This window comes from Citrobacter sp. RHB21-C05 (assembly GCF_013889015.1).
Lineage (GTDB): Bacteria > Pseudomonadota > Gammaproteobacteria > Enterobacterales > Enterobacteriaceae > Citrobacter_A > Citrobacter_A sedlakii.
Window position 1 is genome coordinate 3,841,914 of the sequence record NZ_CP057611.1, and the last position, 13,247, is coordinate 3,855,160.

Genomic DNA, 13,247 nt, shown 5'->3' on the forward strand with positions numbered 1-13,247 from the left:
AAGGTTTTAATATCATGATTTATAACCGTTTTAGTCATTTCCAGTCGCCAGAGGTGAAGCGTTGCTTCCGCTATGGCGTCTTCTCTTTCCTCCTGGCTTTCGCCGTCACCGCCAGTGCGGCAACGCCCGAAAAAAAAACCAACGCGCGTAAGCAGATCTACGTCGCGACGCAGCTCCACGCAGCCAAAATGATTTATCATGAAGCCAAACGCCGACAGTGGCCGGACTACCAGGCGGAGATGAATTTGTTTATCCCCTCCGAGGCATCGCACCTGGTAGTCTGCGCACAGGAACCGACCGTCACCCTGCCGGAGGGTGAACGTATCGATCTCAACCGCCTGCGTGTGGATGTACGCTGCGACGCGCCGCAGCGCTGGGACGTGGCGGTAACGGTAAAACCGGATATCTATCTTCCGGTGGTGGTCGCGCAAAACACGTTGGATCGCGGCCATCTGCTCTCCCCGGACGACATCACCATTAAGAAACTCAATATCAGCGGCCTGCGCGGCAACTACCTGACCAACCCGGACGAGGTGATGGGGCTGACGGTGAAGCGCCGCATCCGCGATCGTCAGGCGATTGCCCTGACGCAGTTGGAAGCGCCGGTGCTGGTTGAACGCGGCCAGCGCGTGGTGATGATCGCCGAACAGGGCGGTGTGGAAGCCCGCACCGTGGGCGAGGCGATGAAAAAGGGACGTAAAGGCGAAATTATCAAGGTGAAAAATGAGAGCAGCGAACACGTGGTGAGCGCCATCGTCGCCGACAGCGGGGTGGTGAAAATGGTCTACGCGGGCGGACGCTAAAAAAGTGCGAAATCGGTTTAAGTTTGCCCGACGACTGGCCGCTCTTACACAGTGAGGGCATCGGAAGCCCCTCTTCCGCCAGGCAGGATTCGTCAGCAACCCAAACAAAATTCGAAAAAGAGAGCGTAGCGATGAAAGTAGCAGCAACTCAGTACAACCTGGCAGGCGCCATCAATAATGCCAGCACAGCCGGGCAGACCCAGACCGTCGCGCAGAAAGGCAACAAAATTGAGCGTAGCGCCGCCGTTGACCCAATGCTGGGCGATGCACAATCTCAACTGGCCACGCTGCCGGAAGTGGATATGGCGCGCGTCGCCGAGATGAAAGAAGCCATTAGCAGCGGCAAAATCGCCATTAATCTCGATTCCCTGACCGAATCGATGCAAAAATATTTCCAGAGGTAATTATGACTAACGCTGTCCAGAGCGTTAAGACCCTGATTCAGGGCATGGCCGCCGATCGCCAGCACTACCATGCCCTGCTGCGCCTGCTTGAAACGCAGCGCGAGCACATTGTCGCCCGCCGTGCCGCTGAGCTTGACGCGCTCAACGCGCAGGTAATGGAACAGTATCAACATCTGTCCATCAACAGCCAGCAGCGCTACCGCTTGCTGAAGTCACTGGGCATCCCTGCCAGCGCCGAGGGAATGCAGTCATTGATCGCCCGCCTTCCGCCCGCCAACCGCACGCCCGTCGCCGCACTCTGGCAGGACCTGCAGCAGCAGGCCACTCGCTGTTTTTCAGCCAATGAATACAATGGCTCACTGATGAGTATGCAGCAGGAGATCCTGTTGAACGTCTTAAACGTGAATGAGCCGGAGAACTGGTTATATCAGCAGGGGTAACGCTTCCCTATTTTTCTTAAAGGCTAAACAACAGTGGATGAGAAAACGTTTAAATTCCGCCCCGATATTAATATTCATTATCGAATAAAAAAATCCAAGTATGATTGTCAGCATTTATTAATCGTGATGTCAGGGTTTAACTTACCGGACCCAACCATCTACGATTTTGACATTCTGTCACACTGCCGCTCGACTGTATTATGGATCAAAGATGATTTCAAAGGGTTGCCCGCTTATTACCTGTGCAACGACATGAAATTTGATATAGAAAACGGTGTCAGTCTGCTTATTGACGCGGTCATTGACAATGTGAAGCCGGTTAATGTTTCTATACTGGGGGCCTCTAAAGGGGGCAGTGCGGCCCTGTATTATGGTATAAAACATAAAATTAAAAATATTATCACCTGCGTACCTCAATTTAGCATTGGTCGTTATGTTGCAGAAGGCCACTGGGAAGCCGTTGGCGCCGCCATGATGGGTGAAATAAGCCCTCAAAAAGTATTTGCTCTTGACCGTTATATTCCAGGCATCATCAGGCATGATAATGAGACTCAGCGAAACATCTACCTTTTCACGTCAAAACAAGACGTACAGTATGTTACCGAGATAGAACCCAACCTTTCTCTATTTGATAAATACCCTTTATTCAATCTCATCGAAACCTGTTCACCGCAGGTGACAAAACATACAGAAGTCACTCCCTATAACCTGCCGCTCATTCTGTCATTAATTTATCAATTTGAATCGGGTATTTTCCCTCAGTGGGGGCATATCTATAACGGCCATCACGCCTAATCATTATTACCCGACAATCCTGTTTATATAAAAAGGAAAACAGATGCAACAGCAATCTGGCTGCGTAGCTTTTTACATGGAGACTTCTTTTCATTATGAAGTTTATCGCAATATCATATCTGTATTGCTGAGCAAAAATGTCAAGTGCGAGTTGCTCATAAATGACTTAATCGAAAAAAACTTCGTCGCTGAGATGATTTCCGGTTTGAATAATATCAAAATGCCGGGACTCACCTGCACCACACTCTCATATATTTTACAGACAGAGAAAAAATATCACTGTCTGATCACACCTTATTACATTCGGCATCTGAAAAATTCAGCGCATATTCATATTCGTGCGCTATATGGTCTGGCAAAAAATCAATGGAATCATGCACACTGGAACTCAGATTACCACTATATTCTTTGTTACAGCGACTATACCCAAACATCATTGAACGTGGGTGATAAAGCCATTGTTGTCGGCAACCCACGCTTTGATGACTGGCATAATAATACCTGGTCCAGGACGCTACCGGATGGCATAAAGATTGATCCGGCGAAACCCACACTTCTTTATGCGCCAACCTACGGCGATCTCAGTTCAATTCCTCACTGGGCCGAAAGGCTGGGTCGAATGAACAAAGAATATAATATTATTGCTAAACTGCATCACCGAACGCTTTATAAAGAGAGCGAACGAAACATGCTCAAACTGGTCCGCCGTTTTATTAAGAACATTGTCAGCGATAGCGCCACGACTTTTGCCCTGCTGGATTGTGCCGACTATGTCATTACTGATAATAGCGGTTTTATTTTTGATGCGATTAATGCCGATAAAAAAGTCATTCTTTTAAACTGGCCAGGAATGGAAAAACTGCTAATCAATCAGGCATCCTATAGTTCTGTAGACAGCCCGGAACAAAAAGTTCGCGAATTTATGCCCGTTGCCACAGATATGCAAGATATCAGGCGATATTTGTCTACTGACTATCCCTGGGAGAATCTCAATACTTCACTGCAACAGATTAAAACGCATTATTGTGACGCGTTTAATGATGGCATGGCTGGCCTGCGGGCAGCGCTGGTGATCGTTGAGGCGTTACACGAATAGTGTTAAGAATAATCTGGCCCGACGCACGCCGGGCCAAACTCAAAAATTTTTAATCACATCGATGATCGAGGTCGTTGAAATGACGGGCGTCCGGGGTAAATAGATCACCTCAACGAGAGACGCGAGTTCATCAAATTTTCCCTGCCAGTCATTACCCATGACGAGCGTATCCGCCGCGTGTTGCTGAATATACCGGGATTTTAATTCCAGAGAGTCTTCAATAAAGACGTCATCGACATATTTTATCCCGGCCACGATAGCAAGTCGATCCTGCTCGTTATAGATAGGGTATCGCCCTTTTTTTCTGTAATTAAGCGCATCCGATGACACGCCAACCACCAGCCGTCCTCCCAGCGATTTTGCCCGGCGCAAAATATTCAGGTGGCCGACATGAAAAACATCGAACGTCCCAAAGGTAATAATTTTTTTACTGTGTTCAGGCTGGCGTACATCTGTGTTCATACGTTATCTCAACAGCGATAATCCATGGAGCAACCGATAATCTGCTGTATATTGCGCCGGCGACGGGGAAGGATTTTTGCTCTGCCACGCCTCCAGCGCGCTGGCCAGCATCGCCACATCTTCCGGGGACAACTCCTGACGTTCGTCGCAACGAATGCTGCAGATCGCTTTTAAGCGGAAAAACGTCCGCGCCAGATTCAGAAAGGCTTCGCCATAGTTATCACAATGGAGACCGGGGAAAATGCGGCTGTAGAGCGCATAGAGTAAAATGTTATTGAGAAGCCAGGGCTGTTCGTTAAACAGCGGTATGGTCTGCCAGTGCGATTTGAGCGCGTCAAGCCGCTCCGCCAGCCGCGACGGCGACATAATCCCCAGCTCGCTCAGCTTCAGCGATATCACCATTTTTTCCGCCATCGGTAAATTCAGCGTCAGGCGAATCGCTCCCATCTCTTTTAACACTGCGCACGGGTTTTCCGGGATTTCCGGCAGCATCGTAAACTGCTGAGAGAGAATGCCCTGATCCGCCAGACTGGCAAGCTGATCACCCATCGACGCCAATAACGCCGGGTCATGCTCGCCGTTATCCCGGTACTGCTGCGCTTTACTCAGCAATATGCCAATCGCGTAGAGACGCTCGTCATGTGACAGCGCCGGATGAATTGCCAGGTTGATGCACTGCTGATTCAGGACTTCGCTCCAGCCAGAAAGAACTTCTTCTCCCTGTGCCGGTGCCTGTGACGTATGCAGCACAAATGCTTCCGGGTTGAGTACAATTTCACGCGCTGCCGTTTCACACGCCATATCCAGGCTTTCACGCTGCTGGTTTTTCATTTTTATACTGATGTACGGCCAGCCCTGCGGCGCGTTGCGGCAGGCCTGGCATTCACAGACGCTGTCCCGCGCCATAAACCGTCTTACAAATTCAGGTTGGTAATGTTCAGTCAGTTCCATAGTGCTCTCTCAGGGGGATAATCGGTTTAGCGGTGTTTGCGGAAAAACCAGTGGGTACAGTCGATGACCTCACCGCTTTTCGGGTCCGGATGGTGTTGTAAAAAGGCGAAACCGGGACTAAAACCGAGCCATACGTCGCCACGCCCCATCACCCCGGCCCAGCAGCGGTCAAGGTTGACGTCCTGCGCCATCCCCTGGCGATAGGCGCTTAATAGTTCGCCATAATAGGGCGCGTTGATCGCGTAGGCGCAGCCACACCCGGCGTTGAAGATACGCGCGACGCCCGGCATCGATTGCATCGGCGTGAAGTTTTCATAACGCGCTCCCAACGTCAGCCCGTGCCAGGCGACCTGCTCCAGCCCGTTCAGCAGTTTGTTGACGTAGAGGATCGTGTTCTCTTTTTTGACAAACTGAATATCGGCGTCGAGCAACAGCACATTGCGCCAGCCCTGCTGCTGCGCCTCCTCCAGTACCTGACAGTGGGTTTCGAGCTCAAGCGTCTGCTTCTCCACTGGCCAAATTTGACTGGCGCGAACGCCAAACGCCATCAGCGCTTCGCAGTGCGCCTGGAGCGCAGACGCCTGACCGCCATCAAACAGTACCGCGATTTTTTCAAAGATCGCCCAGTTCACTTGCGTATTTACCGGGGCATGGCTCAGGCGGCGATAGTGCGCCAGCAGGTTCGAGTCGCTGACAAAATCCTCAATCGTGAGATCCACCGGTGTGGAAGTGCTCATTACAAAGTCTTTGTCGTAGGTATTGTGGCTATGCGAAATGCACAGAATGGACTGCTTCGGGTCGATCTGCAGCACCGGCGTAGTAAACCCGTTCAGAAACGATGTCTCCTCGGCACGGGTCGCGGTATCGTCATAACGATGCTTTTTCAGGAAGTTGCGATGAAACCCAAAAGTACCGTTCAGCGCATGCCTGGGGCCAAAAGCATGGGTAAGATAAATTTTATTCAGATGGCTGTACCAGATATAGAGACGATCGGTGCCGGAGAAAAGCGCGTTGTTCTCCTGCATTTGCGCCACCTGATGAGAAATTTTATTCGGCGGGTAGTAGTCATCATCATCAAAGCAGAGGATGTATTCGCCTTTCGCCAGCTCGTTGAGCATATTGCGTTTTTGCCCAAGCACCAGTCGCTCTTCGCTGTGAATATAGCGCACGTTCGGGCACGCCGGGTCGACCATCATTGCAATGAGGTCAGCATTGCTCTGCGCAGAGTCATCAAGAATCACCAGCTCACGCTTCTCCGCCGGGTAGTCCTGGTACTGCCAGATATAAAGCAGATAGGGCAGAAATTCGCGACGGTTATAGGTAGGGCAGACCACGCTGATAAACGGCGTGTGCCGGGGAGAGACCGTCTTCTGACGTTTCATCAACGTGTCCATCAGCGAGGCGGACTCGGTTTTTTTTACGTTTGCCATCGTTCTTATCGTTGTCGTTGGAGGATCTGCTGGCGCATCCAGCACTGCGCGGAAATAGCGTCTGTGGTTTTCTGTTCGCGGCGCGTATGTTCAGCCTGCTTGTCAGCGCGTTTCGCATCCAGCACCAGCTCCAGGCTCTTCTCACGCCGCGACGCCGTCAGCAGCCTGCCCTGGATTTGCTGCGCTTCCAGGCGGGCCAGCGCCTGCTCCTGTTTCTGCCAGTCAATGACCCGCTGAATGTTGTGCTTATATTTTGACTGGTTAAACATCATTGCCGCGTTGCCGCCCTGAGCGGCTGACATCCCGGTGGCCAGCGAGGTCAGACCGGCGATATTCTTCTCAAAGCGCTGGCAGAGCTGGTTCTGTGAAGCCAGTTTGCCGGCTAAGTCATTCACCGCGCGATGTCGCAGCAGATGGAGTTGTTCCAGAGTTGATATCAGTTTGCTCATCGTTCAGCCTTATCCCGCTTGCGCCAGCGCGCACAAATCATTGACGACCGCGGCGATTGGCGCGGCATCCTGCACTTCCTGCTGTAAAAACTGGGTGATGGCGGGAGACAGGCGCACAGATCTGTCGGCCAACGCATCGGCACCCGCTACGTACCCCCCCAGCGGGATCAGCGGTTTAATATTTTGATATTCCGCGTAAAGCTGCTTGAGGGTACGGGCGGCGAGCTGATGCTCCCGCGTGGTTATCTGGCTCATACAGCGGCTGATGGACTGGCCGATATCGATAGCCGGATAGTGTCCGGCTTCAGCCAGATGGCGAGACAGAACGATATGCCCGTCGAGTACTGCACGGGCGCAGTCGACGATCGGGTCCTGCTGATCGTCCCCTTCCGCCAGTACGGTATAGATCGCGGTCATCGAACCCGCGCCTTCACTGTTACCGGCGCTTTCCACCAGACGAGGGATCATGCCGAACGCCGAGGGCGGATACCCTTTCGTGGCAGGCGGTTCACCCAGCGACAGAGCGATTTCACGCTGCGCCATAGCGTAGCGCGTCAAAGAATCGACCAGCAGCAGCACGTCTTTACCTTTGTCACGATAGTAGCTGGCGATGGTGTGGCACAGTTCGGTGGCTTTCATACGCATCAGCGGCGACTCATCGGCCGGTGCCGCGACAATCACCGATTTCGCCAGCCCTTCGACCTTCAGCGAATTTTCAATAAACTCTCTCACCTCGCGGCCGCGTTCGCCAATCAGGCCAACCACCACCACTTCCGCCTGGGTATAGCGGGTGATCATGCCGAGCAGTACGCTCTTGCCGACGCCGCTGCCCGCCATCAGCCCCACGCGCTGACCCTTGCCGATGGTCAACAGGCCGTTAATGGCGCGCACGCCCACGTCCAGCGGCGATTCAACCGGCTGGCGTTTCAGGGGGTGGATCTGCGGCAGTTGCTGCGCCAGCAGCGTATCGCCGCCCAGCTTGCCCTTATCATCAATCGGCTCGCCCAGGCCATTTACCACGCGGCCCAGCCACTGATCGCCAATCATCGCTCCTTCGCTTTTTCCGGCCGGAAAGACGCGCGCCCCGGCAATCAGGCCGGACGGCTGTTTGAAGGGCATCAGGTAGGTCACTTCGCGGTCAAAACCAACCACCTGCGCATCCAGGGTTTCACCATCCATGCTTTCCACGCGGCAGATCTGGCCTACGGCCAGGCGGCAGCCGACGCACTCCAGCAAAATGCCGTTCACGCGCACCAGACGCCCGGCGACGCGCGCCAGATCTATCTGTTCGATCGATTTCAGCGCCTGTTCGAAATCAAGGCTGCTCATGGGTCACATCCGACAGCAGGTTTTCTTTCAGCACATCGACACACTGATCCAGACGATGCTGACAGCCGACGTCTATTTCAGTGGTGTCGGTCACCACGCGGCATTCGCCCGGCTCCAGGGTGGCATCGGCTGCCAGCCCCCATTCGCGAGTTTTCTCCGGCTCCGCTTCGCTGATGCGCTGAAACTCTTGCGCATTCAGCAATACGCGTACCTGTTCCGGCGGCTGCGGCAGGCTGGTTAACGCCTCTTCCACCAGCGCCAGCAGTTGCGTGGGTTGCAGCGCCAGTTCGCAGCGGATCACCTGACGGGTCACTTTTTCCACCAGTTGCAGCAGCTCTTCGCGGCGGCGCTGCTCATAACGTTCAAGATAATGCTGTACTTCCGTGGCGATGCGCTCAAACGGTGCGGCGGCCTCCATAAACTGCTGGCGTGCCTGCTGTTTGCCTTCCGCCAGCCCTTTGCGCATCCCCTCGTCGAATCCGAGACGCACTCCCTCCTGGTAGCCTTCTTCTTTCCCTTCGGCCATCCCCAGAGCAAACCCCTGGTTCATGCCGTCCTGAAAACCCTCTTTTTTCTGCTGCTGGTATTCTGCGGGATCGAGCGCGCGCGTCCCCTCCTCTTCGCGCGGCGGACCGTTCTGCACCCAGCGTTTACGCAGCGGAGGGAATTTGTGCAGGCGCGGCTTCACCACCGCCTGGCGGCGAGGAGTCAGGGCATCAAGCGGCAGATTGCGACGTTTAAACATGCCTTACTCCACCGTCTGCTCGGCAAACAGCTGCACCTGGATTTCGCCCTCTTCGGCGAGCTGACGCACCACCTGCATGATCTCTTTGCGCACCTGCTCAATGCGACTGACCGGCACCGGCCCGAGACGCGAAGTGGTATTTTGCAGCAGCGTCACCTGACGCTTAGGCATAACGTTGAAAATCGCCTGGCGCAGAACCGGCTCGGTGCCTTTCAGCGCCACAGCCCAGTCCTCCAGCGGGATTTCATCCAGCAAATACTGCAAGGTCACCTGCGTCTGGCGACTGAGGATATAGAACTCATACATCTCATCTTTCAGATCGTCGACCACCTTCTCGTCGCGCTCGCGCAGCTGATCCAACAGGATCTGCTGGTTGCTCGGAATACGGTTGACAATGTTGGCGGCGTGCTTAATGCCGATCACTTTTGAGCCATGTTCAGAGAGCACCGCCACGCCGCGATCGATTAAGCGGTCGAGTTCGTCGATCACATCGCGGTTAATATCATCGAGGCGTGCGATGCGGTAGATAATCTCATCCTGGCGTTCGCGCGGCAGAACATTCAGCACGCTGGCAGCAATATCCGGCGGCAGGAAGGCGAGGAAAACTGCCTGCAACTGCAGGTGCTCCTGCTCAATCAGCGCCGCCAGCTGCGGAATATCCACCCACTGCAGGCGCGCCATGCGGTAGCGGATCTCATCGCCATAGATGCCGTTAATCACGCTGCGGGCAATTTCGCCACCCAGCGCTTTTTCCAGAATGCTGCGCAGATAGGTGCGCGACGCACCGTTGATCCCGCTCTGCTCGCGGTAATCCGAGAAGAAGTTGTTCATCGCCTGGCGCGCCTGGTTTACCTTTACATCATGTAAACGCGCCATGGTTTCGCTGAGCAGCACCACCTCTTCACGATCCATTTTTCTCATCACCTGAGCGGCGGCCTCTTCACCCACGCTCAACAGGAGGATTGCCGCCTGCTCCAGGCGGCTGCGCCCGGCTGCCCCGTCGCTGCTATGATTATTCCGGTTTACTGTTGCTTCGCTCATTGCTGTTGATCCATTGTTTCAGTACGTCCGCTACACGCTCGGTTTCACTCTGCGCCAGCACCTGGAGATATTCGACTTTCGCTTCCAGACCGGAGCTCTGCGGCGGCAGATGATCGTCATTATGGAAGCCCACTTTCGGCAGGCCATTCGACAGGCCGTCTTCCGCCATCACTCCCTCATGGCTCAGCAGAATGTTCTCAGGTTCTGCTTCTTTCTCGATGGCGACCCGTTCACGGCGGCCAAAGCGCTGCGCCAGCGGACGCACGCCAAACAGCAGGGTTAACAGCGCCAGCAGGCCAATGCCGCCATTCTGCCCCCAGTACTGCATGGACGGGTCCTGCCACCACTTCAGCTCCGGCATGACATTTCCTTCCGGCGCGGTAAAGGCCAGCACGTCCATCGTCAGGACATCGCCGCGCGATTTTTCGATACCGGCGGCGCTCTCCACCAGACGCGTCATAGAGGCCAGCTGTTCCGGAGTCATTTTCGCCAGCGCCGGTGCCGACTTGTTCAGCGCCACGGCGACGCTCATTTTTTCCAGCTTGTAGCCAGGGTGGCGGATATGGCGAATATCGCGGTCAAAGGCGTATTTACGCTGCTGCTGGCTGCGGCTGGAGAGCGAACGCGGGTCGGCGCTGTCGCCGTTCGCCGCGTTCGCGTCAGGCTGTACGCCCGCCGCCTGATTTGCCGCAGCCTGCGGCGCCTGGTTCACCGGGCGATTGCTCAGGGAGCCCGGAATGCCGAACGCCATTTCGTTGGTGGTGTTTTCCTGTGTGACCTGCTCATCGCTGACGAGCGGCTCTTTCCCAAGGCGCTCCTGCGTCTCTTCCACGCGGCTCAGGTTGACGTCCGGCGCAACGCTGATGCGAAAGTTGCCCGCGCCGACCAGAGAGGTCAGCAGGCTGGCGATGTTCTGGCTGGTATCGGCGCGGATACGCTGCACCACATCGCTGCCCGGCCCCTTACCCGCCAGCGCGCCATCCGGCCCGTCGATTCCGGCCGAGAGCAGATTCCCCGCCTGGTCTACCACGCGGACATTCGTTGGCAACATGCCGGGCACGCTGCCGGAAACCAGTTGAACGATAGAAGCAACCTGCGCATCATCCAGCTTTTTGCCGTAGCGTAGCTGCACCATCACCGAGGCGCTGCTGCCCGGTTTGTTCGCCAGCACGAATGAGCTCGCTTCGCTGATCCCAAGATGCACGCGGGCATTTTCCACCGCTTCCAGCGCCATAATGCTTTTCGCCAGCTCACCCTCCATGCTACGCTTGTAGCGCACGTTCTGAATAAACTGGCTGCTGCCCAGCATCTCTTCTTTGTCCATCAGCTCATAGCCCTCCGGCGTGAGCGCACTGATGCCCTTCGCCGCCAACGCCATACGCGCCTGAGAGAGTTTGCTTTCGCTGACCAGGATCTGGCCGTTGTCCGGGTTAATACGGTAAGGAATGGTTTCCGCCCCCAACACCTCCACCACCTGAGAGACCGGGAGATGCTCTTGCGAACCATAAAGCGCCACATAGCCCTGATTGCGGTTCCACAGGGAAAGCACGATGCCGAGCGTCAGTACCACGCCACCGACGATAGCCAGCAGTTGCGTTTTATTCAGGCCGGAAGGCAGTGAAACGGCGGGAAGACGAGATTTGATCTTGTTTAACACGATTAAAACCTTAGAGCGGAGTATTCATCACTTCGTCCAGCGCGCTGGTGAGCTTATTGCGCACCTGCATCATGGCCGAGAAAGCCACACTGGCCTTTTGACTTTCGATCATTGCACCGGCTAAATCATCGCTCTGACCCATATCAATCGCTTTCTGTTTTGCGCCCGCGCTGTGCTGAATGGCATCAACATTATCGATAGCGTTATTAAGAACCTGACCAAAAGAAAGCGGTTCGCTGGCCGCGAACGCGCTGCTGGCGGGCTGTACCGACGTGTGCGCATCCAGTCCGCTGGCAGAGGCCAGCGCGGCGGTGTGCTGCATCCGGCTCAGTATCTCTGTCTGCGTCGGGTTCATGCCTGTTGCTCGTATTTCATCCATTACTCAATCCTTCCTGGCCTCAGGAGTCACATTCAAGGTCGATGCCTTCATCACGCATCGAAGCGAGGCGATAACGCAGGGCGCGGGGGGTGATGCCTAAAAATTCGGCGGTCTTTGATTTATTGCCTTTATGGCGCTTCAGCAAGTCGATGATGTACTGGTATTCCGCCAGACGGCCATGCAGCTTGACGTCACGGATCGCCGATGCGCCCGCACTCTCCTGCTCGCGGTAGGCGGGCATCATGTCGATGGCCGGGGTTTCCGGCAGCATCACCCGCGCAACCAGACCGAAATCAGCGGCGCTGACCTCTTCGCCATTGCATAAAATCATGCCGCGCTGAATCACGTTTTCCAGCTCTCGCACATTGCCCGGCCAGTCGTAGCCCAGCAACGCCTTACGCGCATCATCGCCAAGGCGTAAGCTCCCTTTGTGAAAAGCGCGGTATTTGGCGATAAAGCGCTGCGCCAGCGGCAGAATGTCCTGCTTACGTTCACGCAGCGGCGTAATATGAATCGGCACCACCGAAATACGGTAAAAGAGATCCTGGCGGAAACGGCCTTCCGCAATTTCCTGCTGCAAATCTTTATTTGTGGAAGCAATTAAACGAATATCCAGCGGAATGCGTTTATGGCTGCCAAGACGTTCGACTTCCTGCTCCTGTAATACGCGCAGTAATTTCGCCTGCAGCGCCAGCGGCATGTCGCCAATTTCATCCAGCAGCAGCGTGCCGCCGTTGGCCTGTTCAAATTTACCCGCCACGCTGGCTACCGCGCCGGTAAATGCGCCTTTTTCATAACCGAATAAAATGGCTTCCAACATACTTTCCGGAATCGCCGCACAGTTAACCCCTACATAAGGAGCCTCGCTGCCACAGGCGTGTTCATGAATGTATTTCGCAACACACTCTTTACCTGTTCCCGTTTCGCCAGTAATGAGAACTGAAACATTATAGTTTGCAACACGGCGGGCTAACGACATTACGTTAACGCTGGCAGGGGAAACAGCAATTAAGCCGTTTTCATTGCGCTCTTCACGGTCAATGATAATGCTCATCAGGAGTACCAACAGAAAGAACAAATAAAAGATACCCCACTCTACTTTTATTAAACACATCGCCACGTAATATTATCCGTAGCACGCACAACAAGGCGAAAAACGAAATGTTAATAAAAATAAGTAGGATGTTAACCTTTCATAAAAGGGCATGATTTATGAAAGTGAGTGCAGTATACCCACGGACTCAGAATTGTCTTTTTTTTAATGGG

15 protein-coding genes are annotated in these 13,247 nt (G+C 54.4%); 5 read left to right on the plus strand and 10 right to left on the minus strand.

Translation table 11 applies throughout. The features are described 5' to 3' along the window. Window positions 1–14: 14 nt before the first annotated feature. From flgA to HVX72_RS18305, 5 genes are all read left to right on the plus strand, one after another. Window positions 15–803 carry a flagellar basal body P-ring formation chaperone FlgA gene (gene flgA / locus HVX72_RS18285; protein ID WP_181822058.1) on the plus strand — a complete coding sequence of 263 codons (789 nt, stop codon included), beginning with the start codon at window positions 15–17 and terminating at the stop codon, window positions 801–803. Between the two features lie 131 nt (window positions 804–934). Beyond that, entirely contained in the window at window positions 935–1,207 is a 273-nt protein-coding gene (flgM, locus tag HVX72_RS18290) for a flagellar biosynthesis anti-sigma factor FlgM (RefSeq protein ID WP_042289118.1), read from the plus strand. A gap of 2 nt (window positions 1,208–1,209) precedes the next feature. Continuing rightward, the gene (locus HVX72_RS18295; protein ID WP_042289119.1) at window positions 1,210–1,647 is read left to right on the plus strand and encodes a flagellar protein FlgN; all 438 of its coding nucleotides are present in this window, start codon (window positions 1,210–1,212) and stop codon (window positions 1,645–1,647) included. A 33-nt stretch (window positions 1,648–1,680) separates the two neighbouring features. Beyond that, window positions 1,681–2,442, plus strand: coding sequence for a hypothetical protein (locus HVX72_RS18300; RefSeq protein ID WP_042289121.1), 762 nt, complete (start codon window positions 1,681–1,683; stop codon window positions 2,440–2,442). 43 nt (window positions 2,443–2,485) lie between these two features. After that, window positions 2,486–3,538, plus strand: coding sequence for a CDP-glycerol glycerophosphotransferase family protein (locus HVX72_RS18305; RefSeq protein WP_233459141.1), 1,053 nt, complete (start codon window positions 2,486–2,488; stop codon window positions 3,536–3,538). Window positions 3,539–3,577: 39 nt separating this feature from the next. Here the strand turns inward: HVX72_RS18305 and HVX72_RS18310 are convergent, their stop codons facing one another. From HVX72_RS18310 to HVX72_RS18355, 10 genes are read right to left on the minus strand one after another with little or no spacing between them, the layout of a single operon-like run. Further along, window positions 3,578–4,000 carry an adenylyltransferase/cytidyltransferase family protein gene (locus tag HVX72_RS18310; RefSeq protein ID WP_042289123.1) on the minus strand — a complete coding sequence of 141 codons (423 nt, stop codon included), beginning with the start codon at window positions 3,998–4,000 and terminating at the stop codon, window positions 3,578–3,580. A 3-nt stretch (window positions 4,001–4,003) separates the two neighbouring features. Continuing rightward, window positions 4,004–4,951 (minus strand): hypothetical protein, encoded by a 948-nt coding sequence (locus HVX72_RS18315; protein WP_042289125.1) that lies wholly within the window; start codon window positions 4,949–4,951, stop codon window positions 4,004–4,006. 26 nt (window positions 4,952–4,977) lie between these two features. Further along, window positions 4,978–6,381, minus strand: coding sequence for a glycosyltransferase family 2 protein (locus HVX72_RS18320; protein ID WP_181822059.1), 1,404 nt, complete (start codon window positions 6,379–6,381; stop codon window positions 4,978–4,980). Window positions 6,382–6,386: 5 nt separating this feature from the next. Beyond that, window positions 6,387–6,830, minus strand: a complete 444-nt coding sequence (fliJ, locus tag HVX72_RS18325) for a flagellar export protein FliJ (RefSeq protein WP_042289127.1) — start codon at window positions 6,828–6,830, stop codon at window positions 6,387–6,389. Between the two features lie 9 nt (window positions 6,831–6,839). Beyond that, window positions 6,840–8,159: a flagellar protein export ATPase FliI gene (gene fliI, locus HVX72_RS18330; RefSeq protein ID WP_181822060.1), complete on the minus strand. Its 1,320-nt coding sequence runs from the start codon at window positions 8,157–8,159 to the stop codon at window positions 6,840–6,842. Next, a complete protein-coding gene (gene fliH / locus HVX72_RS18335) occupies window positions 8,146–8,904 on the minus strand; it encodes a flagellar assembly protein FliH (RefSeq protein ID WP_042289133.1) in 759 nt (252 codons plus the stop codon). Before fliH ends, fliI begins: the two co-directional genes overlap by 14 nt. A gap of 3 nt (window positions 8,905–8,907) precedes the next feature. Next, window positions 8,908–9,945, minus strand: a complete 1,038-nt coding sequence (locus tag HVX72_RS18340) for a flagellar motor switch protein FliG (protein ID WP_042289135.1) — start codon at window positions 9,943–9,945, stop codon at window positions 8,908–8,910. Further along, window positions 9,917–11,602 carry a flagellar basal-body MS-ring/collar protein FliF gene (gene fliF / locus HVX72_RS18345; protein WP_042289137.1) on the minus strand — a complete coding sequence of 562 codons (1,686 nt, stop codon included), beginning with the start codon at window positions 11,600–11,602 and terminating at the stop codon, window positions 9,917–9,919. Before fliF ends, HVX72_RS18340 begins: the two co-directional genes overlap by 29 nt. A 10-nt stretch (window positions 11,603–11,612) precedes the next feature. Further along, window positions 11,613–11,981, minus strand: coding sequence for a flagellar hook-basal body complex protein FliE (gene fliE / locus HVX72_RS18350; RefSeq protein ID WP_060570817.1), 369 nt, complete (start codon window positions 11,979–11,981; stop codon window positions 11,613–11,615). Window positions 11,982–12,000: 19 nt separating this feature from the next. Beyond that, a complete protein-coding gene (locus HVX72_RS18355) occupies window positions 12,001–13,038 on the minus strand; it encodes a sigma-54 dependent transcriptional regulator (RefSeq protein WP_181823292.1) in 1,038 nt (345 codons plus the stop codon). Window positions 13,039–13,247 lie beyond the last annotated feature (209 nt).